Source organism: Exiguobacterium sp. J17977 (assembly GCF_018616375.1).
Lineage (GTDB): Bacteria > Bacillota > Bacilli > Exiguobacteriales > Exiguobacteriaceae > Exiguobacterium > Exiguobacterium mexicanum.
On sequence record NZ_JAEQBB010000002.1, the window covers coordinates 412,812 to 438,672 of the forward strand.

Genomic DNA, 25,861 nt, shown 5'->3' on the forward strand with positions numbered 1-25,861 from the left:
CCACCGCTCATGACGAGCGGTGGGAGGCTTGATTACAATTTAGTTTCGATGTAAGCGACAACGTCGCCGACAGTTGCGAGTTTCTCTGCATCTTCGTCTTCGATTGTGATATCGAACTTGTCTTCAAGGTCCATGACCATTTCCATCACTTCGAGCGAATCCGCGCCGAGGTCATCTTTGAATGATTTGTCGGCTGTGATCTCAGATACATCTTTCCCGAGTTTCTCTGCCACTGCTGCTTGTACGTCTACTAAGATTTGTTCTGTTGTCATGATAAAATCCCTCCAAATTAAAGTATATAAAATGTGATTCGATTGGTAAAGTTCTGATTTTAAGCCATCGTCATCCCACCGTCAACGGCGATCGTCTGACCCGTCACGTAAGCCGCTTGGTGGGAAGCGAGGAATGAAACGACGTTCGCCACGTCCTCGACTTGGCCGAAACGGTTGAACGGGATTTGCCCGAGCGTCGCCTCACGTTGGGCGTCGGTCAAGGCATCAGTCATGTCCGTCTGGATGAATCCAGGGCAGACGGCGTTCACCGTGACATGGCGTCCGGCGAGTTCACGCGCGACCGATTTAGTCAAGCCGATGAGCCCGGCTTTGGCGGCCGCATAGTTCGCCTGTCCGGCATTGCCCGTGATGCCGACGACCGAGGCGATATTGATGATACGACCCGACTTCGATTTCAAGAGCGTCCGCGTCGCAGCTTGCGACGTCAAGAATGCACCTTTCAAGTTCGTCGACAGGACATCGTCAAAATCGGCCTCTTTCATGCGCATGAGCAGTCCGTCACGCGTGATGCCCGCATTGTTGACGAGGCAATCGATACGGCCGAACGTGTCGACCGTCGTCTTGATGAGCGCCTTCACGTCATCCGCGTTCGAGACGTCCGCTTTGACGGCGATCGCCTCGCCCCCGTTCGCTTCAATCTCACTGACGACAGCCTTTGCTTTCTCAACACTACCCGAGTAATTCACGACGACCCGAAAGCCGTCTTCCCCTAAACGCTTCGCGATGGCGGCCCCGATCCCCCGGGATGCGCCTGTCACGATTGCAACTTGGTCATGCACGTACTTCTCCTCCTAACGCGGCCACCTCTTCGAGCGTCGTCGCCTGTTTGATCGTCACGTTCGCATCGATTCGCTTGATGAGACCTGACAATGGCGACGTCGGACCGAATTCGATGAACGTGTCGACGCCAGCGTCAATCGCTTTGCGGACACATGCCTCGAATCGGACCGAGGCGTACAGTTGCTCGGTGAGGAGTGCTTTCAATTTCTCCGGGTCGGTATGCAAATCGGCATCGACGTTCGAGATGATCCCGATCGCCGCCGGCTTGAACGGTGACGAGGCGAGCACGTCCTTGAACCGTGTCGCGGCTGGCATCATGTACGAGCTGTGGAACGCTCCAGAGACGTTGAGCGGCAAGACGCGTTTCGCGCCGGCCTGTTTCAATTCCGTCTCGGCTTGTTTGACGGCGTCGACGTGTCCCGAGATGACGAACTGACCCGGACAGTTGTAGTTGGCGATTTGTACAAGGTTTCCGCTAGCACTGATTTTCTCCGTCACATGGAACGCCTCGTCGACATCGGTCATCCCGATGACGGCTGCCATCGTCCCATCCTTCACTTCTGACATGAGCTTACCGCGTTCGTGGACGAGCACGCTCGCCTCTTCCAAATCGATGACGCCGGCGATGACGAGTGCCGCATATTCTCCGACGCTGTGACCGATCACCATGTCTGGCGCGGCCCCTGTTTTGGCGTGAGCTTGTGCGAGTGATGCCGCATGCGCCACGATGGCCGGTTGGGCCAGTTCTGTCCGTTGAAGCTCTTCTTTTGATCCTGCCGCCATGGCGTCGAGTAAATCAAATCCGAGGCGACGGCTGATCGCGTGCAGTTGTTCAGGATTGTCGAGGAACGTTTGGCCCATGCCGACGGCTTGTGACCCTTGTCCTGGAAATACCCATGCTGTTTTCCCCATGTACTCACCTTCTTTAAATTAGTTTATGGCTTTGGCTTGCTTGATCTTCGCGACGACGTCGTGATCGACCATGATTTTCGCCTGTTTGAGCGCGCTCATGATGGCGAGCGCATCGCTCGAACCGTGCGCTTTAATGACCGGGGCGTTGATGCCGAATAAACCGGCTCCACCGTGTTCCCGATAATCTAATGTTTGTTTCAATCGTTTCAACTTCGGTTTTAAGACGAGAGCGGCGAGCTTCGAGACGAAATCGCTCGTGAACTGCTCTTTCATCATCTTCATGAGCATCGATGACGAGCCTTCGACACCTTTAAGCAAAATGTTTCCGGCAAACCCTTCGGTGACGATGACGTCCACGTCACCGGACATCGCCTCACGTGCTTCCACGTTGCCGACAAAGTGGACCGGTGCTTGTTCAAGGAGGGGGTACGCCTCTTTCGTGAGGGCGTTTCCTTTCCCAGCCTCGGTCCCGATGTTCAGTAGCGCGACGCGCGGACGTTTGACGCCGCGGACGTGCTCTGCGTAGAGCGAGCCCATGATCGCATAGTCGACCAAGTGCTCAGGCTTCGCGTCCGGGTTGGCCCCGACGTCTAAAATGACGACACCGCTACCCGTATATGTAGGGAACGTAGGTGACAACGCGGGACGCTCGATGCCGGGAATCCGTCCGATGACGAACAGTGACGCCGCCATGAGGGCGCCGGTATTCCCGGCCGAGACGAGGGCGTCGGCCTCTCCGTCTTTGACGAGTTTGGCCGCCACGACGAGCGAGCTGTCCTTTTTACGGCGGACGGCCCGGACCGGTTCGTCGTCTCCGGTGATGACTTCACTTGCCGGAACGATTTTGATTCGCGGGTCGGTCAACCCATAAGAGGCGAGTTTGACCTCATCTCCGACTAAAAACAGTTCCATCTGCTCATTCGGGAACGCGTCGGCAAACTGTTTGACGCCTTCCACGATCGCTTTCGGGGCATGATCCCCGCCCATTGCATCGATTGCTAATTTCATGCCTGTTCCTCCTCACCGCGACGATAGATTGTGAAGTCTCCGCTAAAGACACACTCTTCGCCGACATAACTATCCACTGTGACGTCCGTTCTTCCGTCCCGACGTAGTTTGATTACACGAGCCTTGGCAACGACTCGCTCTCCAAGATGGACCTGGCGACTAAACCGGATGTCCGCTTTAGTGGTCAACGCCAATTCATCGTTGATGAGCGCCACCGCTAACGAGTTGGCCTGGGCGAACAATACGTGTCCCCGGGCAATCTCATTGCGGCTAAAGACGTGTTCTCTCTCAATGTCGAAAACCGAGATGGCCGATTCATCGAGCTTCAAGTCAATCATATCACCGATGACCTCGCTCATGGCGAGCGACTTCACTTCATCGAGGTGTTCTGAGGCAACGTGCTTGATCCGTTCTCTCACTTCCGGAATCTTTAACTCCATCCGGTCGAGCCGAATCGTTTGAATACTGACGGCAAACTGTTTCGACAGCTCTTCGTCTTTGATGAACGGGTTGCGATCAATCGTTTCTTGCAATAAGCGTTGCCGCTCTTTCTTAGGTACCCGCATTCAGTTCCCTCCTAAACTCTATGCTAAAGAACTTAATACCTGGTACTAATAGCAGTATATATTCTTTAGATGTTATTTTCAAGTGTTGTTTGTCATTCCAATCGTTCTCCGACGAGTAAGTCGAGTCGTTTCAAATACTGCCGGAGCGGGGCATACGTCGCCTCGTGCCAAAACGCCTCGCTCCCGAGCAGACGGACGGCGTCTTGCATCGCCACTTCCATCACTTTTAAATCAAGTACCGGATCGGCGACGCGGAAGCTCGGCAGACCGCTCTGGGCCGTCCCAAAGAAGTCACCGGCCCCGCGGAGTTCCAAGTCTTTCTCGGCCAGCACGAATCCGTCGTTCGTCTCGGTCATCGTCTTTAAACGAAGTTTCCCGACGTCGGACTTTGGATCCCCTACCAATATACAATAAGATTGATCGGCGCCTCGACCGACACGCCCGCGCAGCTGGTGCAGTTGCGCCAAGCCGAATCGTTCGGCGTCGTGGATGATGATGAGCGAGGCGTTCGGCACGTTCACCCCGACCTCGACGACCGTCGTCGAGACGAGGATTTGGAGGGCGTTGCTAGCGAACGCCTTCATGACCTCGTCCTTCTCGGTGCTCGACAGTTTACCGTGCATGAGACCGACCGCGTAATTCGGGAAACGCTCCCGTAACATGTCATAGAGCGCGGTCGCACTCTCGACTTCGAGCGTGTCCGATTCCTCGATGAGCGGCGCGATGACGTACGCTTGACGTCCGAGGGCGAGCTCACGGTTCACCATCGCATGGACCCGGTCGATTTGATCGGTCTTAGCCCAATACGTCTCTATCGGCTTCCGGCCGGCCGGCATCTCATCAATCGTCGAGACGTCCATCTCCCCGAAAGCGCTGATGGCGAGCGTGCGTGGAATCGGCGTCGCCGTCATATAGAGCACGTCGGCGAGCTCCGCCTTGTCACGGAGCATCTTCCGCTGTTCGACCCCGAACCGGTGCTGCTCATCGGTGATCGCCAGATGCAGACGTGAAAACTCGACAGGTCCTTGAATCAAGGCGTGCGTCCCGACGATGATATCGACGTCGCCGTCTTTAATCGCCTGAAGCAATTCGTTCCGGGCCTTGCCTTTGACCGAACTCGTCAGTAGCCCGACGCGTATGCCATACGGTTCGAACAGCGCCTGCAACGAGGCGAGATGCTGTTCGGCCAAAATCTCCGTCGGGACCATGAGTGCCCCTTGATAGCCGGCGCACACCGTCGCATACAAGGCGATCGCGGCAACGACTGTCTTTCCGCTCCCGACATCCCCTTGTAACAACCGATTCATCCGTTCTGGCTTTTCTAAATCGCCGACGATCTCCCGGATGACGCGCGTCTGTGCCCCTGTCAACGGGAATGCGAGCTGTTTGACGAACTCGTTTAACCGCTGCTTGTCGAGCGTGAGCGCGCGCCCTTTCCCCGCCCGCTCCATCTTACGGAACGCCTGGAGTTTCAATTGATAGAGCAGACACTCTTCATAGACGTAACTTCGGCGTGCCTGTTTATACGTCTCGACAGAATCAGGGAAATGCATCCCTTTCAACATCGTCTCCCGGTCCTCGAGACGATAACGTTGCCGAATCGATTCGGGCAGGCGATTCTCGAACGAGGTCGTCTGTTCGAATGCGAGTTTGACGATGCGTCCGAAATTCTTTTGGGTCAGTCCGGCCCGGAGCGAATAAATCGGTTGCAACCCATCCGAGAGCTCACCGAACTCGAGGTCGGTCGCACTGATCGTCATCCGGTTCATATCCCATTTCCCTTTGACCGTCACCGTGGCGCCGAGTGCGAGCTTATCTTTATAAAAGGCCCGGTTGAACATCGTCACGTGGACGACATAACGCTCCTCGAGCAACAGGCGGAATTGGAGCCGGTTCTTGCCTTTGCTGTAATAGCGCACGAGCGGTGCCGCCTGGACGGTGCCGCTCCATTTGACGAGGTCGCCGTGGATGGCCGTCGTCACCGTGCCGCTATTATAATTTTCATAACGAAACGGGACGTGCTCCAGCACGTCCTCGATTCGTTCGAGACCCATCGTCTCTAATTTTTTGGCCATCTCTGGCCCGACCCCTTTCAGCGTCGTCAACGCCTCACTTCTGGACATTTTCTTTCTCTCCAAAGATGTTTCGTTCGAGACGGCGTGCCGTCGGCGTATTGGCGAGACCGCCACGCGCTGTCTCTTTCAATGCAGTCGGCATCATCTGGCCAATCTCATGCATCGCGGAGATGACCTCGTCGCATGGAATCCGTGACGTGATCCCGGCAAGGGCCATATCGGCCGCGACGATGGCGTTCGCCCCGCCCATGGCGTTCCGTTTGACGCACGGCACCTCGACGAGCCCTGCCACCGGGTCACAGACGAGACCGAGCATGTTTTTCAGTGCGATCGCAAACGCAGTCGCCGATTGTTCCGGCGTCCCGCCGGCCGCTTCGACGATGGCCGCGGCGGCCATCCCGGTCGCTGAGCCGACTTCGGCCTGACACCCACCAGCCGCTCCCGAAATCGAGGCGTTGTTGGCGACGACGAAACCGAACGCCCCTGATGTGAACAAGTAGCGGACCATCGCGTCACGGTCCATCTCTAGACGTTCTTTGACCGCAAACAACGTACCCGGTACGACGCCGGCGCTTCCGGCGGTCGGGGTCGCGCAGATGCGTCCCATCGCCGCATTGACTTCATTCGTGCCAATCGCTTTTGCGACCGCATCTAAAATCAAGTCGCCGGCGAGTGATTTGCCGGAACGGATATAGTCGGTCATGAGCACGGCATCGTTCCCCGTCAGACCCGTCACGGACGTCACGCCTTCAAGTGCCCGGGCGACTGCTTCTTCCATCACTTCTAGATTGCGCTCCATCATGCCGACGACTTCTTCCCGCGTCGAGCGTCTGACGTGCACTTCTTGCTCGATCATCACTTCTGAAATCGGGATGCCTCGCTCTGTTGCCGTTCTGACTAATTCTTCTACTGATTTAAACATATTGGTTTCTCCTTATTCCCCAAAGATGGCTACCCGCTCGATTTGAGGTAACCGCTCAATTTCCGCTAACACGTCTTTTGATAGGTGTTCATCAATCTCAATCGCCATGAGCGCTTGCTTGCCTTTCTCGTGACGACTCACTTCCATATGCCCGATATTTAACTCATGCCGGGCCAAGATGCCGGTCACGGCCGCGATCGCCCCGAAGCGATCGTGATGTAACACGACGAGTGCCGGGCCGCCACCTGACAGTTTGAGCGGGAATCCGTTCAACTCAGTGATTTCGATGGTCCCGCCGCCGATTGAAATCCCGACGATTTCAAACGTGCCGTCCTCATCCTCAAGGTGGACCCGGGCCGTGTTCGGGTGGTCCGTCAACGCATCGCTCGTCTCAAAGACGACCTCGATGCCGCGCTCACGCGCGATGTCGAGCGCTTGTGGGATTCGCAAATCGAACGTATCGAAGCCCATGATGCCGCCAACGATGGCGACATCGGTACCGTGCCCCCGATACGTATCGGCGAACGACCCATAAAACGTGATGTGCGCGCGTCGTGGCGTTCGCCCGAACAACTTCCCAGCCATGAGACCGATGCGTGCGGCGCCGGCCGTATGCGAACTCGATGGACCGACCATGACCGGACCGATGATATCAAACACACTGCGATATTTCATCGCATTTCCCCCTTTCAAAAAAAACCTACCTTCATTATACAGAAGGTAGGGCTGAGTTACAGCTTATTCCACACTAAAAATGTAGGAGTAGAGCGGTTGTTTCCCGTCATGGACCTCGATTTCAATCTCGTCGTTCTTCGACTCGATGTACGCCGAGAGTGCTGCGACGTCTTCTGCTGACGAACCTTCGCCCGTCAAAATCGTGATGATCTCGTCATCGGCGTCCACGAGCGCGTCGACAAGCGCTTTCGCCGCTTCGAGGCTCGAGGCCGATGAGGCGACGATTTTCTTCTCGGCGATTGCCATGTGATCGTCTTTACGAATCTCGACACCATCGATGCTCGTATCACGGACCGCATACGTCACTTGACCAGACTTGACGGCGCTTGCCGCAGCCTTCATGACGCTCTCGTTCGTTTCCACATCCGCTTCCGGATTGAAAGCGATGGCTGCCGCGAGTCCTTGTGGCACCGTCTTCGTCGGAATGACCGAGACGCCGCAAGGTGCGACCGAGGCCGCTTGTTCAGCAGCCATGATGATGTTCGAGTTGTTCGGGAAGATGAAGACGTGATCCGCGTTGGCCGCTTCAATCGCCTTGACGATATCTTCCGTCGACGGGTTCATCGTCTGACCGCCCTCGATGACGTGGGCCGCCCCGAGTGAACGGAACAATTCGCTGACACCTTCGCCCATCGCGACCGTGACGATCGCGAACGGCGCTTTCGCCTTCGGAGCCGTCGGAGCAGCCGTTTGAACGCCGTGCTGGTTGACGCCATGCTCTTCTTCTAAGATGGTCGAGTGCTGTTGACGCATGTTCTCGATTTTGACAGCGACGAGTTCCCCGTACCGCTGTCCTTTCGTGATGACGTCACCTGGCGTCTCGACGTGAACGTGAACTTTGAGCAATTCTTCGTCTGCGACGACGAGGAGCGAGTCACCGAGTTCAGACAGTTCATTGCGGAACGCGTCCTCGTTGAACGGGTCGTCCTTCAATTTCTCGTCTTGGAACCGGACCATGATTTCCGTGCAATAGCCGAACTCGATGTCTTCCGTCGACATGAATCCTTGCGCGGCATGGGCATGATGTTCAGCTTCGATGAGCGCATCCATGACCGGTGCATGTGGTTTCTCAAGTTCTTTGCCTTCGAGGCTCGCGAGGAACCCTTCATAAATGACGAGCAAGCCTTGACCGCCTGAATCGACGACGCCGACTTCTTTTAAGACCGGCAATAAATCCGGTGTCCGTTCGAGTGAAGCTTTCGCTTCGACGATCACGAGTTCCATGAACTCGTTGAAGTCGCTCGTCGACTCTGAAGCACGGAGCGCTTCGTCGGCCGCTTCACGAGCAACCGTCAAAATCGTTCCTTCAACCGGTTTCATAACCGCCTTGTATGCCGTGTCGACGCCACGTTTCAACGCTTCGGCGAAATCGACTGTCGACACTTCTGTCTTTCCTTCGATCGCTTTACCGAAACCACGGAACAACTGGCTCAAAATAACACCGGAGTTCCCACGTGCGCCCATCAAGAGACCGCGCGCAAACTTCGATGAGACGTCAGCGATATTCGCCGAGTCAAGTGCGGCCACTTCTTTCGCACCTGATGTCATCGTCAAATTCATGTTCGTCCCCGTGTCGCCGTCCGGCACCGGGAAGACGTTAAGCGAATCTACATAATCCGCATTCTGGCTCAAGTTGGCTGCACCGTTCGCGATCATGTTCGCGAACACCAATCCATCTAAACGTTTTAAACCCACACCAAATCCTCCTTCGTTCTCGTCAGTCATTCGTCAGACGAACGCCTTGTACGAATATGTTTACCGACGAAACGTTTAATCCTAAAGTTTCACCGAGCGTGTATTTTACACGGCTTTGCACGTTGTATGCGACTTCCGACACTTTCGTCCCGTAACTCACAATGATGTGCATGTCGATATGTACGTCTTCTCCATCTTGACGTACGACCACGCCTCGGGCGTAGTTTTCACGTTTCAATAGTTCTGCGATCCCGTCTTTCAATTGAGCTTGAGACGCCATTCCCACAACGCCGAAACATTCCATCGCCGCACCGCCTGCGAGTGTCGCGACCACGTCGTTCGTGATGTCAATATTGCCATATGTTGTCTTCATTTCAATTGCCATATGGAGTAGCCTCCTTTATTCGGAATGATTCCTTCACTACATTCTACAATAAGTACCTAGTTATTAAAAGAACCTGCTCCATAAACTCGGTCAATTGTAGCCGTAACCCTCATTCATTATTAAAATCCTTTCCAGTAATGTCAAGTTTTTTTCTTGTCATCCTATGATTTTCTAGTTGCATCGTGAAAAAACCCGTGCTAATATAAACGAGTGTCTATTAGGACGAACCCACATAAAAAAGGAGGGGAAACGCATGGCACGTAAATGCTACGTAACAGGTAAATCACCTAAATCAGGTAACAACCGTTCGCACGCACTCAACAAGACAAAACGCACTTGGGGTGTAAACGTACAAAAAGTTCGTATTCTCGTTGACGGTAAACCTAAACGAGTTTGGGTTTCAGCTCGCGCTCTTAAATCAGGTCTCGTTGAACGCGTATAATTTTTATACACGAACGAAATAAATCCCAGCGGCATTCGCCGATGGGATTTTTTTGTGTTCATTTTTTGACAGACAGCACGAGCACTATGCCTTCGTGCACGATCAATTCCGCCGCTTCACCGTCCCATTCGTTCGAGATGGTGAGCGCCTCATGGCTGACGACATCGTGACGGTCGAGCGGATATTTGACACCACGGATGGTGACGTTCGCCTGCTTCCACGGAATCAGGGACAAATAGTGCTCATCTTGACGCGGGAGCTCATAGCGCCCCGTGCCGACGAGGCATACCGTCTGCCCTGCCGTGACGAGACGCATCTCCGGATACGCCTCGAGCAGACCGATATTGCCGAGCGTCATATCGAGCCGGCCGCCGAGCGCACCATAGACAAGCATCTCTGTCGCACCATGCCCCCGCGCCGCCTCGAGCGCAATCTCGAGGTCGGTCACATCTTTCTCAGACGGATAGCGGACGGCGTCGAGCGGTACTTCACCTGTGAACGAGTCGAAATCGCCGACGACGAGATTCGGAGTCAGCCCGTGGGCCAACAGCGTCTCGTATCCCCCGTCGACGCCGATGATGTAATCGACGTCAGCAGGGAGACTTGAAATCGGTTCCGGGCTCGCCGCCACAATCAACACCCGCATTAGCGGACGTCTCGGGTCGCGAGCGTCGCAAAGCGCGGCGCCGAGACGAACAAGAGGACGAGGACGACGGCCGATACGAGGAAGGACGGGAGCATGTACGTCATGTTATAGGCGAATGAGTAGGCGACGACCGGTCCTTCCGCATATTCGGCGAAGAAGACGATTCCCGACAAGACATGGGCGCCGTAACGCAACAATGATCCGAGGAGCGCCCCGAGCACCAAATAGACGATGAGCGTCTTTTTCGCCTCCTCTTTGGCGGCTCGTTTCACTTGACCAGCGAACAGTCCGGCCATACCGACGACACCGTAAGCGAACGTGTAGTCGAGCAGGAACTGGACCGGTGTAAAGATATAGGCCCCGAACAAGAGTTGCAGCGTTCCCACAAGTGCACCGGTCGCCAGTCCACCTTTCAAGCCGTGACGATACGCCATCACGAAAATCGGCAACATCGCCAAGCTGATTGACCCGCCTTGCGGCATCCGGAACGGGATGAGCAAATCAAAAATCAGCCCGAGTGCGGCGAACAATGAGATTTCAATGAGCGCCTGTAATTTTAAACGTTGTTTCATCTATTTCCCTCCTTAATATATGAGCGAACGACAAAAAGCAGCATGACGTAAACGCCATGCTGCTATCGAGTAGCAACGTGCATTTTCGCCACATCCCTACGTCCGTGTGAACGGAACAGGTTCAAAGGGTTAGCGTATGCCTCTCAGCCACAGAATGTGACACCCCTTGCGACAATATTTGTTGTTCTATGGACGATTATACACGAGATGCGTTGCGAATGCTATCGATTGCGTCTTTGTAGCTCGGCTCATTATAGATGGCCGATCCGGCTACGAGCACGTCAGCGCCGGCATCGATACATAATTTAGCTGTTTCCGCGTTGACGCCACCGTCAATCTCGATTTCAAAGTCGAGACGACGCGCTTGGCGCATCTCGTTCAGCGCCGCAATTTTCGGTACGACCGATTCGATGAATTTCTGACCCCCAAAGCCAGGGTTCACCGTCATGAGGAGTACCATATCAACGTCACCGAGCACGTGTTCAATCGATGACAAAGGCGTGTGCGGATTGAGAACGACGCCACATTTGGCACCGGCCGCCTTGATTTGTTGGAGCACGCGATGCAAATGATTCGTCGCTTCGACGTGGACAGTGACGATATCTGCTCCCGCCTGGATGAAGTCTTCGACGAATCGCTCCGGTTGGTCGATCATCAAATGGACATCTAACACCATATCTGACTTCTTCCGTAAGCTCGCGAGCACCGGGAGACCGATCGAGATGTTCGGGACGAATTGACCGTCCATGACGTCAAAGTGGATGTAATCCGCGCCGGCCTCTTGAACCGCCTTCACTTCTGCCTCTAAGTTGGCGAAGTCCGCCGCTAAAATCGATGGTGCAATTTTAATCATGTCAGTACCTCCGTTGTCTATCGTTTAACTCTGCCATAAACGTAACATAATTCTCGTAACGGGTGGAAGCGATTTCTCCCGCCTCGACGGCCGCTTTGATGGCACAGCCCGGTTCGTTCAAATGGGCACAGCCCCGGAATTTGCAGTCGTCATGCCGCTCGACGAACTCAGGGAAACACCAGCGCATCTCCTCGACTTCGAGTTCTTCCGGGAACTCGAGGCTCGAGAAGCCAGGCGTGTCGGCGACGAGCCCGTCCGCGAGCGTGATGAGCGTGACGTGACGCGTCGTATGCTTGCCGCGGCCGAGCGATTTCGAGATTTTTCCGGTCGCGAGTTCGAGTTCCGGCGCGACCGCGTTCAAGAGCGAACTCTTACCGACACCGGTCTGTCCGGCGAACACGCTCGTCTTGTCTTTGAACGACCCCCGAATCTGTTCAATGCCAGCCCCGTTCTCCGTCGACGTCTCGATGACCTCATAGCCGATGGAGCGATATAAGGCCGCTGCCGCTTGAATCGGTTCAAGCTCCGCCTCCGTCAACAAATCCATCTTCGTCAAGACGATAATCGGGTGGACTTGCTTCGACTCGATTAAGACGAGGAAACGGTCGAGCAGATGGAACGAGAACGCCGGTTCCTTGACCGAGAACAGCAAGAACGCTTGGTCAATGTTGGCGATTGGCGGACGGACGAGATGGTTCGACCGCTCGTCGACGGCCAAGATGTAGCCTGTGCCGTCCCCTTGGTCTTGGATGTCGACATCGTCGCCGACGACCGGCGAGATGTTCCGGTTGCGGAAATTGCCGCGGGCGCGACAACGGATCTCTTGTTTCTCTTCCGTCATGACGTCATAAAACCCGCCTTGTAATCGAATAATCGTACCTTTCATCCTATTACCTCCTTAGAAAAAGAGGCGACGCGCGCGCCACCTCTTCATTGTGCATCTTTTGCTTGTGCGTAAGTCACTGTATCGGTCCGGACGACTTCCCCATCGACTTCGATCGTCGCGGTTCCGACTTCGTCCGGTGCAATGACGAGTGTGTACGAGTAAGTCGTCGTCTCCGTTATCTTATCACGCAACACTTCGACTTCGCCACGGGCGTCGACCGTCCGAATGACGACCTCGAGTGCCTCAGGTTCTTCGCCTTCAGCAGGCGGTTCGATTTCGACGTTGACTTCCCGTTCAATCGAGACGTCGGTCGGTTCGACCCCTTGCGACACGATGACGGTCAATTCCGTCCCCGGGTCGACGGCCGTTCCGGCCGTCGGTAACTGACGAATGATTTGATTGGCGGGCACGCTCGTTGAATACTCGTCCCGTTTGACGATTTTCAAGCTATTCTGTTCGGCGTACGTCGTCGCTTCCTCGAACGTATACCCGGCCAAATTGGCGAGTTCGACTTTATTGCTGCCGGTCGAGACGACGAGCGTCACCGTCTCTTCAGACGGTACGACCTCGTTGTCCGGAGCAATCGATTGGGAGATGACATCGCCACTATCGACCGTCTCCGACGCCTCGGATTGAATCTCGATATCCGCAAAGTCGAGGTCTTTGAGCGTCCGCTCGGCCGCCGACTGGGACAATCCTTCGACGTCCGGCATCGCGACCGTCTCTTTCCCGGCCGACACGATAATCGTCACGGTCGTTCCGCGTTTCGGTTTCCGACCGGCTTGTGGCGTCTGCGAGATGACGTCCCCAGCGGCGATATTATCGCTCGCCCGTTCTGTCGCTTCGACGACGAAACCGGCAGTTTCGAGTTCGGTCGTCGCTTCGTCGGTCGTCATCCCGACGACGTCCGGCACGACGGCACGGGACATCTCATCGGCGATGACGTAAGCCCCGATTCCGCCGCCGATCAACAAGAACAAGAGGATGAGCCAAAGCCACCACTTTTTCTTCTTCTTCGGTTTCGGTTTCGGTTTCGCGGTCTCAGGTTCGCTCGAAGCGACCGGTTGTTCCGGTGTCTCGTTGACGTTCGGTTCGTCCGGGACGACCGGCGACATGACGAGCGTTTGGTCGAATGCATCCTGTTCCGTGCTGAGGCGTTTCGGCTCGTTCGCACGTTCAGGGTCGAGTGCCGTCATGCAATCCTTTTTAAAGGCGGCGACCGACGTGTGACGGGCGCCCGGTGATTTCGCGAGCGCCTGCATGATGCAGTTCTCGAGCGCTTGCGGAATGTTCGGGTTCAAATCCATCGGTCGAATCGGGTCGTCTTGCAAATGTTGAAGTGCGACGGCGACCGGTGTCTCGCCGATGAACGGAACACGTCCGGTCACAAGTTCATACAGGACGGCACCGAGTGAATAAATATCTGACTTCTCATCGGCGAACTTCCCGCGCGCCTGTTCTGGCGAAAAGTAATGGACCGAGCCGAGCACTGACATCGTATGGGTCAGCGTCGCGTTCGACATGGCCACCGCAATCCCGAAGTCCGTCACTTTGACGTTCCCGCTCTGGTCAATCATCATATTTTGGGGCTTGATGTCCCGGTGAATTATGCGATTGGCGTGGGCGTGGTCGATGGCATCACAAATCTGTCCCATGATGCGGAGCGCCTCGTCGACAGATATGTACTCTTCTTGCAAATATTGTTTGAGCGTCATCCCATCGACATGTTCCATGACGATGTAATAGATGTCGCGCTCGTCTCCGACGTCGTAGATGGCGACGATATTCGGATGGTTCAGACTAGTGGCCGCGTGGGCTTCCCGTTCGAACCGGCGTATAAATTGTTCGTTATGCGAGAATTCAGATCGCAACACCTTGATGGCGACGGTTCGGTTTAAAATCTCATCGTGAGCCCGGTAGACATTTGCCATGCCGCCGCTGCCGATTTGCTGTTCGATCCGATAACGATCGTTGATTCGTTCTCCACTTCGCATCGGATTCATCCTCTCTTTCTATCTGTGAACTGGACGAGGGCAACGGTGATGTTGTCGCTCCCACCCAAACGGTTGGCTTGATCGATCAATAAATCCGCCTTGACGTCCGCCGAGACGGGACGTTTCAAGACTTGCTTAATCTCCTCATCGGTCAAATGGGTCGTCAAACCGTCCGTACAGATTAAAATCGTGTCAAACTCGGGTTCGGCAAACACTTGCAGATCAGGTTCGACATGCTCATTCGAGCCGATTGAACGGGTAATAATGTTTCGTTTCGGATGGACGCGCATCTCTTCTTCAGTCAATTCGCCAAGTTGTTTCAACACGTTCACGTAGGAATGATCTTCCGTCAATTGTTGCAGCTTGTCATCACGCAAGGCATACACACGACTATCCCCGACGTGGACGATGACGATCGTCTCATCGTGCCAACATACACCAGCGATCGTCGTCCCCATCATGAGCAGGTTGGCTTGTTTCGAAAAATCGAGTACTTGTTCATTGGCCAGTTCCACGTTGTGGCGGAACCAATTCTCCATCTCCATCGGCGAGGCCGGAAGCGTCGAGAAGGCACGACGAAACTGCTCAATGACGAGCTGACTCGCGACCTCTCCGGCTTCATGCCCCCCCATCCCGTCGGCCACGAGAGCAATCCCGGCATGTTCGTCCCCTAAAATCAAGACGGCATCCTCGTTCTGTGCCCTCACTTGGCCGCGGTCGGTTCGGTATGCTAATTCCATCTTCCTGATTACCTCGTTTCTTGTTCGCGCTCCTTCGCTCGAAGCTGCCCACAAGCCGCATCGATATCCGAACCTTGTTCGCGACGAATCGTCACGTTCACTTTTCGATCTTTGAGCACTTTTTCAAAGGCAAAAATTTGTTTACGCGGTGTGCGGACGTAGTCGCGCTCGAGCACGTGGTTGACTGGAATCAAGTTGACGTGGCATTTGACGCCTTTCAACAAGTCAGCGAGTTGATGCGCATGTTCTTCCGTGTCGTTGACCCCGCCGAATAAACCGTATTCGAACGTGATGCGGCGACCGCTCTTCTCTGTATAATAGTTGACGGCTTCCATCAACTTGTCCAAGTTGTAAGCACGGTTGATCGGCATGAGGCGTGTCCGAATCTCCGTCGTCGGCGCGTGAAGCGAGATGGCGAAGTTGATGCGCATGCCTTCATCGGCAAACTTGTAAATCTTCGGTACGATCCCACTCGTCGACACGGTGATGTGACGTGAACCGATGTTCAAGCCGTCATCGTGGTTGACCGTGCGCAAGAAACGCATCAATTCGTCGTAGTTATCGAACGGTTCGCCGATTCCCATGACGACGACCGAGTCGACCCGCTCTTCGCTCGCGTCGAGCGCACGTTGGACGTCGAGGACTTGGGCCGTGATTTCACCGGCTTCTAAGTTACGTTTCAAACCGCCGAGCGTCGAAGCACAGAACGTGCAACCGATGCGGCAGCCGACTTGTGTCGTGACACAGACCGAGTTTCCGTACTCATGACGCATGAGCACCGTCTCGATAGAATAACCGTCTTGAAGCTCGAACAAGAACTTGATCGTCCCGTCCTTTGATTCTTGACGGACGAGTTCTTTCAATGTCGTCAATTGGAACGCCGCATCTAATTTCTCGCGGAGCGGTTTCGAGACGTTCGTCATATCGTCGAACGATGTCACACGCTTGACGTACATCCAGTCATATAACTGTTTCGCGCGGAATGATTTTTCTCCTGCCTCGATGAGCCACTGTTCGAGCTCTGAGTACGTGAGGGAATAGAGTGACGGCTTGGCACCGACTAATGGATTTTTTTCAACTGCTTTTGGATTCATGTTTATACCTCTTTCTTGAATGCGGCGATATAGAAACCGTCCGTCCCGAACGACGTCGGGAGTAATTTGAGTTCAGCGCGGTCCGATGACACCATCGGGCGCAATACTTGTGGAAGACGGTCTTGGAGTGTCTCATCCCACGTCAATCCGTTCGACAAAATGTAATCGGCCTGCTGTTCATTCTCAGTCGGATCGATGGTACATGTCGAGTACACTAGCGTACCACCTCGTTTAAGCAGTGGCAAGACGGCGTCAATGATTTCACGTTGCACTTTCGGCAGTCCGGCGAGGGCGGACTTGTCTTTCGTCCATTTGATATCAGGCTTGCGACGAATGACACCGAGTCCTGAACATGGGACGTCGAGTAAAATCCGGTCGAAGCTCTCCGGTTCAAATTTGTCCCCGGCCTGGCGGGCATCGAGGGCAAGTGCGGTCACTCCATCGATATGCAGACGCTTCGCTTGACGTTCAATCAACTTCGCTTTATGCGGATGCAAGTCGAGGGCGACGAGCGTTCCACCGTCCATGCGTTCCGCTGTATGCATCGCTTTTCCACCTGGTGCGGCACATGCGTCGAGCACGTGTTCCATTTTACCGGCTTGCAGCGCATCGGCGACAATCATCGAGCTCTCGTCTTGAATCGACAACAAGCCCATATTGATGAACGCTGTCGCGTGAACGTTCCCGGATTCGATGATGAGTCCGTCCGCTGATAGCTCCGAACGTGTCGCGATGACATCGACTTCGGCGAGCCGCTCGATCATCTCTTCGACCGTGACGCGTTGGCGGTTGACCCGTACCGTGACCGGCGCCGGCTCGTTGTTCAATTTACACATCGCCTCGGTCGCTTCAACACCATACGTCTCCACCCATTCGGCGACGAGCCAATCGGGATGGCTATGTTCGATGGCAATCCGTTCGGCGTCCGGAAGCGTGCTCAAATCCGGGAACCCGTCCCGAATGACGTTGCGCAACACACCGTTGACGAACTTGCCGGTCCCAGAGTGGCCCCGTTTCTTCGCAATCTCGACCGCTTCATGCAAGACGGCACGATCCGGAATCTTGTCGAGATAAAACAGTTGATAGACGCTCATCCGTAAGAGCGGCAAAACGAAACGGTCCAATTTTTTCGGGTTTTGGACCCGCTTCTCTAAAATATAATCGAGCGTCCGTTTCCGGCCAAGCGTCCCATAGACGAGCTCTGTGTATAGGCCGACATCTTTCGTCGCCAATTTCTTCTGTTTCAATAAATCATTGACCGCAATCGTCGAATAGGCGCCGCCTTGTTCGATTTTGATTAGCGTATCCAGTGCTGCAACTCGTACGTTCATATTATCCTCCTAGTCGATCGCCGACTTGTAACTTTTGGCCGGCCCCACGCATAAATGTGGCCCCGTCCATTCGTTTTTTCCCAGATGGTTGCAAGTCGACCACTTTAATGGCGACCGCGTCGCCTGTCGCGACGACAAATCCATCCTCTTCAAGCCGTACAATCGTTCCCGGTTCACCCGTCCCTGTCGTTTTCGACCCAAAGAACAGTTTGACCCGTTCTCCGGCAATCGTCGTATACGCCGTCGGGAACGGATTCATCCCTCTGATGTGGTTATAAATGTCTGCACCGGCACGGGTCCAGTCAATCTGTTCCCGCTCTCGGCTGATGTTCGGTGCGAACGTGACGTCACGCTCGTCTTGCGGTATGGCTTCAATCCAACCAGCGAGGAAGGCAGGAAGCGTCTTAAGCAACAAGTCTGATCCTGCGACCGCGAGCTTGTCGAACAACGTACCGACCGTGTCCAATTCTTCAATCGGGACGACCGTGTTGGCAATCATGTCGCCAGCATCGAGCTTATCGACCATATACATGATGGTGACGCCCGTCTCTTTGTCCCCATCGAGGATAGCTTGATGAATCGGTGCGCCACCTCGATGTTTCGGTAAGAGCGAGGCATGGACATTGATAGCGCCATGTTTCGGTGCTTCTAACAGTTCGGTCGGGACGATTTGTCCGTACGCCGCCGTCACAATCAAGTCCGGTTCGAGTGCCAAGATATCCGCGTAATCGGTCCGCACCTTTTCAGGCTGTAACACCGGGATATTGTGGCGCAGGGCACACTCTTTCACCGGCGTCGGTTTCAGTTCGCGTTTACGTCCGACCGGCTTGTCCGGTTGCGAGACGACACCTACGACATTGTATCCTTCTTCGAGCAAGCGCTCAAGTACGGATACGGCAAACGTCGGCGTCCCCATGAAGACGATGCGTTGATCCGTCCCTTTGTCCGGCACGGCGAGTTTGTCCGTGAACAATACCCCGTCCAAATGGTCAATCTCATGTTGAATCGCCCGGGCGAAGAATCCGCTCGCCTTCACTTGTTGGGTGCGGCCTTTCAAATCCTGCGTCTTGACGACGATCGTTTCATGCCGTTCGACGAACCCGAACTCACCTGGGATGCTCAAGCAGCCTTCAAGACCGACTTCGGTCCCCGACGTCTCGATGATTTCAGGGTTGATCAACACGAGCGGTCCCGTCTCATCATCCGTATGGACGACGGCGAGCCGTTGATTCAAATTGACCTGTGGGGCGGCCACGCCGACCCCATCATATTCATACATCGTGTCGAACAGTCGATCGACCGTCTGACGCAATTTTTTATCAAACTTTGTCACTGGATCACACGTGACCCGTAAAATCTCATTTGGAATCTCTACTACTTTATACATCTGGTTCCACCTCACATGAATACGTATGGGTTTACATCGATACTCAATTGATATTCTTTTTTACTTATCGCTTTCGCCCGTGCCTGTTGCAGCATGGCGAGGACGGGATATAACGCTTCCGGATGTTTCGTCTTGATGAACAACTGATAGCGGAACAAATTCTTCAGTTTCGATAACGGCGCCGGCATCGGCCCGTTCAATCGCGACTGGGCCACGTGCGCCTCGACAAAATCGGCGGCGAACAGCTCGGCCTCGGCTTGGGCGACGAGCGGACTTTCCGCTGCGAACGTGACGAGTGTGACGTACCAATACGGGGGATGGTTACCGACTTGGCGCAGTTGCATCTCCCGGGCGTAAAACGATTCATAATCGTGTTCGCTCGCCGTCTCGATGACGTAATGATCCGGGTTATACGTCTGAACGTACGCCTCACCCGGCAGACTGCCGCGCCCGGCCCGACCGGCGACTTGGGTCACGAGTTGGAACGTGCGCTCGGTCGCCCGGAAATCGGGCATGCCGAGCGTCGCATCCGCCGCGAGCACGCCGACGAGCGTGACGTTCGGGAAATCGAGCCCTTTGGCAATCATCTGGGTACCGAGCAAAATGTCAGCCTCCCCATCCTCGAAGCGTTTCAACAGTTGTTCGTGCGATCCTTTACGGGATGTCGTATCTTGGTCCATCCGAATGATTCGCGCCTCAGGGATGCGATTCAACAGCTCGGTCTCGATTTTTTGCGTGCCGGTGCCGAACTGTTTGATTTTCTTGCTGTCACACGTCGGGCACTTCGACGGCATGCCAATCTCATAGCCGCAATAATGGCATTTGAGCCGGTCGCCATGTTGGTGATACGTCAAATTGACGGCGCAGTGCGGACAAGTGAGCCCTTCCCCGCAATCGCGACACATGACGAACGTCGTGAAGCCGCGCCGGTTGAGCAAGATGACGCACTGTTCTTTTTTGGCGATGCGGTCGTTGATGGCGACGAATAAATCTTCTGAGAACATCGTCGTATTGCCTTTGGCGAGCTCACGCCGCATATCGATAATATGGACCGGCGGCATCTCGCCGCCATACCGTTCGCTGAGTTGTAAATAGCGATAGACGCCTTTTTGGGCGCGGGCGTAAGACTCGAGCGACGGGGTCGCACTTCCGAGGACGACCGGGCACTCGTGATACTCGGCCCGCCAAATCGCGACGTCCCGCGCGTGATAGCGCGGATTCTCTTCTTGCTTGTACGTCGTTTCATGCTCTTCGTCCAAGATGATGAGGCCGATGTTTTCGAGCGGTGCGAAAATCGCGGAGCGTGCCCCGACGACAACATCGACTTCACGTCGTTTGATTTTGCGCCATTCGTCATATTTCTCACCTTGCGACAAAGCGCTATGGAGGACAGCGACCCGGTCTCCGAAGCGACGTTTGAATCGTTTGACCATCATCGGCGTGAGTGAGATTTCCGGGACGAGCAAAATCGCCTGTTTGCCGTCATCGACGACTTGACCGATTGCTTCTAAATAGACCTCGGTCTTCCCACTGCCGGTGACACCGTGCAACAGCAACGTCTCTCCGGCTTCCGCGTCGCGGATGGCATGGACGGCCGTGGCTTGACTTTCATTCAGTTCGACCGTCTCGATGACCTGTTCAATCGTGGCATACGGGTCGCGGTTCAGTTCGACCTCGGTCACTTTGACGGCACGGAGCGTCTCCATCTTTTGCAGTTGCGCGCGTGATAAGCCGATTTGGCGTAACGACGACCAGTACATCCGCGGGACGTCCTTTAGCAACTGAATCGCTTCTTGCTGTTTCTTCGCCCGGGCCGGGATGAGCGTCGCATCGATGAGCTCGATGACGAGGTCCGTCTTCACCGTCCGTTTCTCTTTTAACACCGGTGCGAGCAAGATGTCCCCTTTTTTGGCGAGCGCCAAGATGATAGACTGCGTCTCTTTCGGATACTCGGAAAGATGGGTACCGGCTCGAACGCCGTCCGGGAGCGTCTCGCCTTTAATCTCTTTGTCGTAGCTCACTTTCAGCGCTGCCGGTAGCATCGCGAGGAGTGCCGACGACCGGAAGCAGAGCGTCGTCTCTTTGACGTGGGTCGACAAGTCGAGCAACTCGTCCGTCAGTGATGATTCTTCATCTAATAGGGCTTCGAGCGGTTTCAACCCTTCGCGCGTCCCTTCTGAGACACCGGTGACGATTCCGAGCAGGCGTCGTGAGCCGAACGGGACCGAGACGCGCATGCCCGGTTCGATTAACGTCTCGAACTGGGGCGGCACTTCGTAATCGAACGGACGGTCAATCGTGATGACGGGCGCGTCGACATGGACGTGGGCAATCATCGCAAATCTTCCTTAAAATGTGTGAGCAACTCGACAGCGAGTTCACGCTTGCTCTGTCGGGGTAAGCGGACGTGAGCCCCGTCCGCTCGGAACAACGTGACTTCGTTGTCATCGGCGCGGAATCCGATATCTGGTTTGGACACATCGTTGGCGACGAGATAGTCGACTCGTTTGCGGGCGATTTTATCGCGGGCGTGTTGCTCGAGATTTTCCGTCTCGGCCGCAAAACCGACGAGGAGCTGGTGCGTCTTCTTCTCCCCGAGCGTCTTCAAGATATCGGTCGTCTCTTCGAGTTCGATTGTCAACGGGCCGTGCACTTTTTTATGTTTCTCGCTATGGACCGTCTTCGGGCGATAGTCGGCGACGGCGGCCGATTTGATGACGAGGTCTTGGTCATCGAAACGGGCGAGCACCGTCTCGAGCATATCCGTGCCTGATTCGACAGCGATGGCGGTCACACCGTCCGGTACGGGTACTTGCAGCGGTCCGTGTACGAGCGTAACGTATGCGCCCATATCGCGGGCAGCCGCGGCGAGCGCGACGCCCATCTTGCCAGAGGAGTCGTTCGATAAAAAGCGGACCGGGTCGATGCGTTCGACCGTCGGACCGGCCGTGATCAGCACGCGTTTCCCGAGCAGATGTTTCGGGACGAACTGGCTCTCGACGATACGGACGAGGTCTTCCGGTTCCGGAAGGCGTCCGCCACCAATCCACCCGCACGCGAGATTTCCGACGCCCGGTTCGATGATTTGATAGCCGAACGTTTTGAGCGTCTCGATATTGCGGCGCGTGGCCGGATGTTCGAGCATATTGACGTTCATCGCCGGTGAGACGATGACGGGGCACTTGGCCGCTAAAATCGAGGTCGTGATGAAGTCGTCGGCAATACCGGCTGCGAGTTTCGCAATCATATTCGCCGTGGCGGGTGCAACGACGATTAAATCACTCGTATCGACGACGTCGATGTGGGCGATTTTAGTCGGATCGTGTTCCTCGAACACGTCGGTGTAAACCGGATTTCGGCTGAGCGCCTGAAACGTCGCTTTGCCGACGAATTCTTCGGCTGACGCGGTCATCGCCACTCGAACGTTCGCACCGGCCTGGACGAGTTTCGATGTGAGCGCGCACGCCTTATACGCCGCGATACCACCGCTCACACAAAGCAAGATATTCCGATCGTTCAACATTCACAATTCTCCCCCTTATAGACAATGAGACCCAAGTCGCATCCGACTTGGGTCACAATTCATCCGTTGTTTTTTTCGTTCGTGATGATTGTCGTGTCACCCGAATACAATTCTTCTAGCGCTTGACCGACCGGCTTATACGATTTTGGCGCGGCGATTTTTGTTGCTTTTCCGTCCTGAATTTGGCGGGCCCGCTTCGCGGCCACCGTGACGATTGTGTATTTCGACGGGATGATACGTTGTAAGGCATCAATCGAAGGGTATAACATTAAATGACCTCCATCATGGCTTTTTTATAGAGAGACGCGACACGTTCACGTTTACAATGTTCGGCCGTCACGATCGCTTTAATACGATCGATCGCTTTATCCACTTCATCATTCGTAACGACGTAATCGTATGCATCCATCAATTCAATTTCTTCCCGGGCGACGAGCAAGCGTTGCTTGATTACGTCTTCCGATTCCGTGCCTCGACCGACTAAGCGGTTACGTAGTTCTTGCAGGCTTGGCGGAGCCAAGAATAAAAAGACCGCTTCCGGGAAACGCTCTTTCACTTGGAAAGCGCCCTGGACTTCAATCTCGAGGATGACGTCCTTCCCGCTTTCGAGTGTCTCACGAACCCATTCAACCGGTGTCCCATAATAGTTGCCGACAAATTCAGCGTGCTCGAGCAGTTGCTTATGCTCGATCATGTGTTCAAATTGTTCTCTCGTCTTAAAGAAGTAGTGTACGCCTTCCACTTCTCCTTCGCGCGGTTTACGGGTCGTCGCCGAGACCGAATATTGAAGGTTGTTGTCCTTCTCTTCACGGAGTACTCGACAAACGGTACCTTTCCCGACGCCGCTCGGGCCAGACAAGACGATTAATAATCCTCGTTCTTTAAAATTCACTGCAAGACCTCCATCTTCTAACATCACATTTAATTATAATAGCAGTCAATCAATTGTTCCGGCAAGAAGAAGTTCGGATTTCCTACTTCATCGTACCATATTTTCCGTGAATCTGATAACGTAGAGACAGAAAAAGAACAAAGGTGATGAGACTAGTGGCATATGATGGATTAATGACATATCGTGTTGTAACAGAATTACAAGCGCTCGTCGGTGGGCGCATCAATCGCGTGCACCAACCGTATTCGCTCGATTTGATGATTCAAGTCCGCTCGAACCGCCAAAGCGTCCAATTGCTCGTTTCGGCGAATGCGATGTACGCGCGGCTCCAACTGACTGATAACCCGACCAAGAACCCGCAAGAACCGCCAATGTTTTGTATGATGCTCCGCAAACACATCGAAGGTGGCTTCATCACGGCAATCGAACAAGTCGGACGTGACCGTGTCATCGTCCTGTCAATCCGTTCACGAAACGAGCTCGGCGACGAAGAGAATAAGAAAGTGTATATCGAACTGATGGGGCGCCACTCGAACGTCGTCTTGACGAACGAGGATGGCAAGATTTTAGACGCCATCAAACATCTCCCGCCGTCACAGAACACGTACCGGACGATCATGCCGGGCAGCGAGTACTTATTGCCACCGGCCCAAGACAAGTGTGATCCGTTGACGGAGCGTGAAGCCGGCTTGAAACGAATCGACTGGAACGCCGGCTCGCTCGACAAGCAGCTCGTGGCCAGTTTCGCTGGGCTGAGCCCGCAAATCGCCCAAGAGATTGTCCACCGGGCCAAACTCCCGAACCGGGCCAGCATCGAGGAGTCGTTCGTCAGCGTGATGAGCGACCTCGAAGGCCCTTACGTCTTCCAACAGCTCGCGTCGGGCAAAGAGCGCTTCAGCCCGCTTGTGCTCACGTCCGGTGAGATCGCCTCTGAAGAGCGCTATGAGACGAGCAAAGACGTGCTCGACCGTTTCTTCTATGAGAAAGCGAACCGCGACCGCGTCAAACAACAAGCCCACGATGTCGAGCGTCTGCTCAAGTCCGAGCTTGAGAAAAACCTGTTGAAGCGCAAGCGACTGCTTGACGATTTGAAGGCGACGGAACGGTCCGACGAGCTTCAAAAATACGGGGAGCTGTTGACGACGTACTTGTTCCAGCTCGAGAAAGGCATGAGCGTCGCCCACGTCGTCGATTATTACGACGAGGAAGGCGGCATGATCGACATCCCGCTCAACAAGCTCAAAACACCGAACGAGAACGCACAAGCGTACTACAAGAAATACAACAAGTTGAAAGTCGCCAAAGTCGAAGTGCAGAAACAAATCGAATTGAACGACGCCGAGATTGAGTATTTAGAGACTCTCGTCGCCCAGCTCGACGTCGCCTCACCGGCCGATATCGTCGAGATTCGAGAAGAGTTGGCCGAAGGCGGCTACATGAAACAACGGAATCAAAAGAAGAAACAGACGAAGAAAATTTCGCTCGAAGCGTATACATCGTCAACGGGGACAGAGTTCTTCGTCGGGAAGAACAATACGCAAAACGATCATTTGACGTTCAAGTTCGCCCGTCGCGACGAGATTTGGCTCCATGTGAAAGATATACCCGGATCCCACGTCATCATCCGTTCGAGCGAACCCGATGAGACGACGTTGCTCGAGGCGGCGACCGTCGCCGCTTATTTCTCGAAGGCCCGTGCCTCGAGCGGCGTGCCGGTCGACTACACGAAAGCACGCTATGTGAAAAAACCGAGCGGTGCCAAGCCTGGATTCGTCATCTATACGGATCAACAGACGGTTTACGTCACGCCGGATGAGCGGCTTGTCAAATCACTCCAGCAATAAGTTCAGGCCACGTCACATGACGTGGTCTTTTTTTGTTAGTCCATGGTAACTCGTCCTCTCGGCGCCCACGCTTTCCGCAGGCAACCCCGGAGCCGCATCGCGACTCAATGTCGCTGCTGGGTCTCCGTTGGGTTGCTTTCCTGCAGGAGTCGGGGCGCCGACGGACGGTGCACGTCTGATTGACAGCCGAGCAGACACATGCCAAGGGCGGCACCCGAACTCCTAGGGGACAGCGATGCAAGGATGACCCCGTAAAGTGCGGCACGCACTGCGGAGGCAGCCGCAT

General features: G+C 54.8%; 25 protein-coding genes, 1 pseudogene and 1 riboswitch. Of the genes and pseudogenes, 2 read left to right on the forward strand and 24 right to left on the reverse strand.

What is annotated here, in order from left to right; translation table 11 throughout:
- Window positions 1-32 precede the first annotated feature (32 nt).
- The 10 genes from acpP to KNO58_RS05695 all read right to left on the reverse strand — a co-directional run bounded on the left by acpP (window position 33) and on the right by KNO58_RS05695 (window position 9,371).
- Window positions 33-272, reverse strand: a complete 240-nt coding sequence (acpP, locus tag KNO58_RS05650) for an acyl carrier protein (RefSeq protein WP_021067091.1) — start codon at window positions 270-272, stop codon at window positions 33-35.
- A gap of 59 nt (window positions 273-331) precedes the next feature.
- A complete protein-coding gene (fabG, locus tag KNO58_RS05655; protein ID WP_021067090.1) occupies window positions 332-1,072 on the reverse strand; it encodes a 3-oxoacyl-[acyl-carrier-protein] reductase in 741 nt (246 codons plus the stop codon).
- Complete coding sequence (gene fabD, locus KNO58_RS05660) at window positions 1,065-1,985, reverse strand: ACP S-malonyltransferase (protein ID WP_214752248.1); 921 nt, start codon at window positions 1,983-1,985, stop codon at window positions 1,065-1,067. Before fabD ends, fabG begins: the two co-directional genes overlap by 8 nt.
- 18 nt (window positions 1,986-2,003) lie before the next feature.
- Window positions 2,004-2,993 (reverse strand): phosphate acyltransferase PlsX, encoded by a 990-nt coding sequence (plsX, locus tag KNO58_RS05665; protein WP_214752249.1) that lies wholly within the window; start codon window positions 2,991-2,993, stop codon window positions 2,004-2,006.
- Window positions 2,990-3,559 carry a transcription factor FapR gene (gene fapR / locus KNO58_RS05670; protein WP_214752250.1) on the reverse strand — a complete coding sequence of 190 codons (570 nt, stop codon included), beginning with the start codon at window positions 3,557-3,559 and terminating at the stop codon, window positions 2,990-2,992. Before fapR ends, plsX begins: the two co-directional genes overlap by 4 nt.
- Before the next feature lie 92 nt (window positions 3,560-3,651).
- Window positions 3,652-5,682 carry an ATP-dependent DNA helicase RecG gene (gene recG / locus KNO58_RS05675; RefSeq protein WP_214752251.1) on the reverse strand — a complete coding sequence of 677 codons (2,031 nt, stop codon included), beginning with the start codon at window positions 5,680-5,682 and terminating at the stop codon, window positions 3,652-3,654.
- Entirely contained in the window at window positions 5,669-6,556 is an 888-nt protein-coding gene (gene sdaAA, locus KNO58_RS05680) for an L-serine ammonia-lyase, iron-sulfur-dependent, subunit alpha (RefSeq protein ID WP_021067085.1), read from the reverse strand. The genes recG and sdaAA overlap by 14 nt, the downstream gene beginning before the upstream one ends.
- Before the next feature lie 12 nt (window positions 6,557-6,568).
- The gene (sdaAB, locus tag KNO58_RS05685) at window positions 6,569-7,231 is read right to left on the reverse strand and encodes an L-serine ammonia-lyase, iron-sulfur-dependent subunit beta (RefSeq protein ID WP_214752252.1); all 663 of its coding nucleotides are present in this window, start codon (window positions 7,229-7,231) and stop codon (window positions 6,569-6,571) included.
- A 63-nt stretch (window positions 7,232-7,294) separates the two neighbouring features.
- Window positions 7,295-8,986, reverse strand: coding sequence for a DAK2 domain-containing protein (locus KNO58_RS05690; protein ID WP_214752253.1), 1,692 nt, complete (start codon window positions 8,984-8,986; stop codon window positions 7,295-7,297).
- A gap of 22 nt (window positions 8,987-9,008) precedes the next feature.
- Window positions 9,009-9,371, reverse strand: coding sequence for an Asp23/Gls24 family envelope stress response protein (locus KNO58_RS05695; protein WP_016509701.1), 363 nt, complete (start codon window positions 9,369-9,371; stop codon window positions 9,009-9,011).
- A 253-nt stretch (window positions 9,372-9,624) separates the two neighbouring features.
- Between KNO58_RS05695 and rpmB the strand changes: the two genes are divergently transcribed.
- Window positions 9,625-9,813, forward strand: a complete 189-nt coding sequence (rpmB, locus tag KNO58_RS05700; RefSeq protein WP_015881349.1) for a 50S ribosomal protein L28 — start codon at window positions 9,625-9,627, stop codon at window positions 9,811-9,813.
- A gap of 58 nt (window positions 9,814-9,871) precedes the next feature.
- On the opposite strand, the gene KNO58_RS05705 is transcribed toward rpmB, so the two are convergent.
- The 14 genes and pseudogenes from KNO58_RS05705 to gmk form a co-directional block, all read right to left on the reverse strand.
- The gene (locus KNO58_RS05705; RefSeq protein ID WP_214752254.1) at window positions 9,872-10,459 is read right to left on the reverse strand and encodes a thiamine diphosphokinase; all 588 of its coding nucleotides are present in this window, start codon (window positions 10,457-10,459) and stop codon (window positions 9,872-9,874) included.
- Window positions 10,459-11,031 (reverse strand): energy-coupled thiamine transporter ThiT, encoded by a 573-nt coding sequence (gene thiT, locus KNO58_RS05710; RefSeq protein ID WP_214752255.1) that lies wholly within the window; start codon window positions 11,029-11,031, stop codon window positions 10,459-10,461. The genes KNO58_RS05705 and thiT overlap by 1 nt, the downstream gene beginning before the upstream one ends.
- A 76-nt stretch (window positions 11,032-11,107) precedes the next feature.
- A riboswitch (TPP riboswitch) is annotated at window positions 11,108-11,208 on the reverse strand.
- 19 nt (window positions 11,209-11,227) lie between these two features.
- Window positions 11,228-11,884, reverse strand: coding sequence for a ribulose-phosphate 3-epimerase (gene rpe, locus KNO58_RS05715; RefSeq protein WP_214752256.1), 657 nt, complete (start codon window positions 11,882-11,884; stop codon window positions 11,228-11,230).
- A 1-nt stretch (window position 11,885) separates the two neighbouring features.
- Window positions 11,886-12,770, reverse strand: a complete 885-nt coding sequence (gene rsgA, locus KNO58_RS05720) for a ribosome small subunit-dependent GTPase A (protein ID WP_214752257.1) — start codon at window positions 12,768-12,770, stop codon at window positions 11,886-11,888.
- Window positions 12,771-12,814: 44 nt separating this feature from the next.
- Window positions 12,815-14,764, reverse strand: a complete 1,950-nt coding sequence (gene pknB / locus KNO58_RS05725; RefSeq protein ID WP_214752258.1) for a Stk1 family PASTA domain-containing Ser/Thr kinase — start codon at window positions 14,762-14,764, stop codon at window positions 12,815-12,817.
- 5 nt (window positions 14,765-14,769) lie between these two features.
- Complete coding sequence (locus tag KNO58_RS05730) at window positions 14,770-15,504, reverse strand: Stp1/IreP family PP2C-type Ser/Thr phosphatase (RefSeq protein ID WP_214752259.1); 735 nt, start codon at window positions 15,502-15,504, stop codon at window positions 14,770-14,772.
- Window positions 15,505-15,512: 8 nt separating this feature from the next.
- Window positions 15,513-16,598: a dual-specificity RNA methyltransferase RlmN gene (gene rlmN, locus KNO58_RS05735; protein ID WP_021067076.1), complete on the reverse strand. Its 1,086-nt coding sequence runs from the start codon at window positions 16,596-16,598 to the stop codon at window positions 15,513-15,515.
- 2 nt (window positions 16,599-16,600) lie between these two features.
- Window positions 16,601-17,929 carry a 16S rRNA (cytosine(967)-C(5))-methyltransferase RsmB gene (rsmB, locus tag KNO58_RS05740; protein ID WP_214752260.1) on the reverse strand — a complete coding sequence of 443 codons (1,329 nt, stop codon included), beginning with the start codon at window positions 17,927-17,929 and terminating at the stop codon, window positions 16,601-16,603.
- 1 nt (window position 17,930) lies between these two features.
- Entirely contained in the window at window positions 17,931-18,845 is a 915-nt protein-coding gene (gene fmt, locus KNO58_RS05745; protein WP_312845873.1) for a methionyl-tRNA formyltransferase, read from the reverse strand.
- Window positions 18,846-18,890: 45 nt separating this feature from the next.
- A pseudogene (gene def / locus KNO58_RS15465) lies at window positions 18,891-19,316 on the reverse strand (peptide deformylase); the annotation flags it as partial.
- Window positions 19,317-19,327: 11 nt separating this feature from the next.
- On the reverse strand, window positions 19,328-21,652 hold the full coding sequence (priA, locus tag KNO58_RS05750) for a primosomal protein N' (protein WP_214752262.1): 2,325 nt from the start codon (window positions 21,650-21,652) through the stop codon (window positions 19,328-19,330).
- Window positions 21,649-22,839 (reverse strand): bifunctional phosphopantothenoylcysteine decarboxylase/phosphopantothenate--cysteine ligase CoaBC, encoded by a 1,191-nt coding sequence (coaBC, locus tag KNO58_RS05755; RefSeq protein WP_214752263.1) that lies wholly within the window; start codon window positions 22,837-22,839, stop codon window positions 21,649-21,651. The genes priA and coaBC overlap by 4 nt, the downstream gene beginning before the upstream one ends.
- Window positions 22,840-22,898: 59 nt before the next feature.
- On the reverse strand, window positions 22,899-23,108 hold the full coding sequence (gene rpoZ / locus KNO58_RS05760; protein WP_021067071.1) for a DNA-directed RNA polymerase subunit omega: 210 nt from the start codon (window positions 23,106-23,108) through the stop codon (window positions 22,899-22,901).
- Complete coding sequence (gene gmk, locus KNO58_RS05765; RefSeq protein WP_029595720.1) at window positions 23,108-23,755, reverse strand: guanylate kinase; 648 nt, start codon at window positions 23,753-23,755, stop codon at window positions 23,108-23,110. The genes rpoZ and gmk overlap by 1 nt, the downstream gene beginning before the upstream one ends.
- A 131-nt stretch (window positions 23,756-23,886) precedes the next feature.
- Between gmk and KNO58_RS05770 the strand changes: the two genes are divergently transcribed.
- On the forward strand, window positions 23,887-25,575 hold the full coding sequence (locus tag KNO58_RS05770) for an Rqc2 family fibronectin-binding protein (RefSeq protein WP_214752264.1): 1,689 nt from the start codon (window positions 23,887-23,889) through the stop codon (window positions 25,573-25,575).
- Window positions 25,576-25,861: the final 286 nt, after the last annotated feature.

Excerpts from the sequence above, each read along its gene's own strand:
- acpP (WP_021067091.1), bottom strand. The coding sequence starts at position 272 with ATGACAACAGAACAAATCTTAGTAGACGTACAAGCAGCAGTGGCAGAG.
- fabD (WP_214752248.1), bottom strand. The coding sequence starts at position 1,985 with ATGGGGAAAACAGCATGGGTATTTCCAGGACAAGGGTCACAAGCCGTC.
- plsX (WP_214752249.1), bottom strand. The coding sequence starts at position 2,993 with ATGAAATTAGCAATCGATGCAATGGGCGGGGATCATGCCCCGAAAGCG.
- fapR (WP_214752250.1), bottom strand. The coding sequence starts at position 3,559 with ATGCGGGTACCTAAGAAAGAGCGGCAACGCTTATTGCAAGAAACGATT.
- recG (WP_214752251.1), bottom strand. The coding sequence starts at position 5,682 with ATGTCCAGAAGTGAGGCGTTGACGACGCTGAAAGGGGTCGGGCCAGAG.
- sdaAA (WP_021067085.1), bottom strand. The coding sequence starts at position 6,556 with ATGTTTAAATCAGTAGAAGAATTAGTCAGAACGGCAACAGAGCGAGGC.
- sdaAB (WP_214752252.1), bottom strand. The coding sequence starts at position 7,231 with ATGAAATATCGCAGTGTGTTTGATATCATCGGTCCGGTCATGGTCGGT.
- KNO58_RS05695 (WP_016509701.1), bottom strand. The coding sequence starts at position 9,371 with ATGGCAATTGAAATGAAGACAACATATGGCAATATTGACATCACGAAC.
- rpmB (WP_015881349.1), top strand. The coding sequence starts at position 9,625 with ATGGCACGTAAATGCTACGTAACAGGTAAATCACCTAAATCAGGTAAC.
- KNO58_RS05705 (WP_214752254.1), bottom strand. The coding sequence starts at position 10,459 with ATGCGGGTGTTGATTGTGGCGGCGAGCCCGGAACCGATTTCAAGTCTC.
- thiT (WP_214752255.1), bottom strand. The coding sequence starts at position 11,031 with ATGAAACAACGTTTAAAATTACAGGCGCTCATTGAAATCTCATTGTTC.
- rpe (WP_214752256.1), bottom strand. The coding sequence starts at position 11,884 with ATGATTAAAATTGCACCATCGATTTTAGCGGCGGACTTCGCCAACTTA.
- rsgA (WP_214752257.1), bottom strand. The coding sequence starts at position 12,770 with ATGAAAGGTACGATTATTCGATTACAAGGCGGGTTTTATGACGTCATG.
- pknB (WP_214752258.1), bottom strand. The coding sequence starts at position 14,764 with ATGCGAAGTGGAGAACGAATCAACGATCGTTATCGGATCGAACAGCAA.
- KNO58_RS05730 (WP_214752259.1), bottom strand. The coding sequence starts at position 15,504 with ATGGAATTAGCATACCGAACCGACCGCGGCCAAGTGAGGGCACAGAAC.
- rlmN (WP_021067076.1), bottom strand. The coding sequence starts at position 16,598 with ATGAATCCAAAAGCAGTTGAAAAAAATCCATTAGTCGGTGCCAAGCCG.
- rsmB (WP_214752260.1), bottom strand. The coding sequence starts at position 17,929 with ATGAACGTACGAGTTGCAGCACTGGATACGCTAATCAAAATCGAACAA.
- fmt (WP_312845873.1), bottom strand. The coding sequence starts at position 18,845 with ATGGGGACGCCGACGTTTGCCGTATCCGTACTTGAGCGCTTGCTCGAA.
- priA (WP_214752262.1), bottom strand. The coding sequence starts at position 21,652 with ATGATTGCCCACGTCCATGTCGACGCGCCCGTCATCACGATTGACCGT.
- coaBC (WP_214752263.1), bottom strand. The coding sequence starts at position 22,839 with ATGTTGAACGATCGGAATATCTTGCTTTGTGTGAGCGGTGGTATCGCG.
- rpoZ (WP_021067071.1), bottom strand. The coding sequence starts at position 23,108 with ATGTTATACCCTTCGATTGATGCCTTACAACGTATCATCCCGTCGAAA.
- gmk (WP_029595720.1), bottom strand. The coding sequence starts at position 23,755 with ATGTTAGAAGATGGAGGTCTTGCAGTGAATTTTAAAGAACGAGGATTA.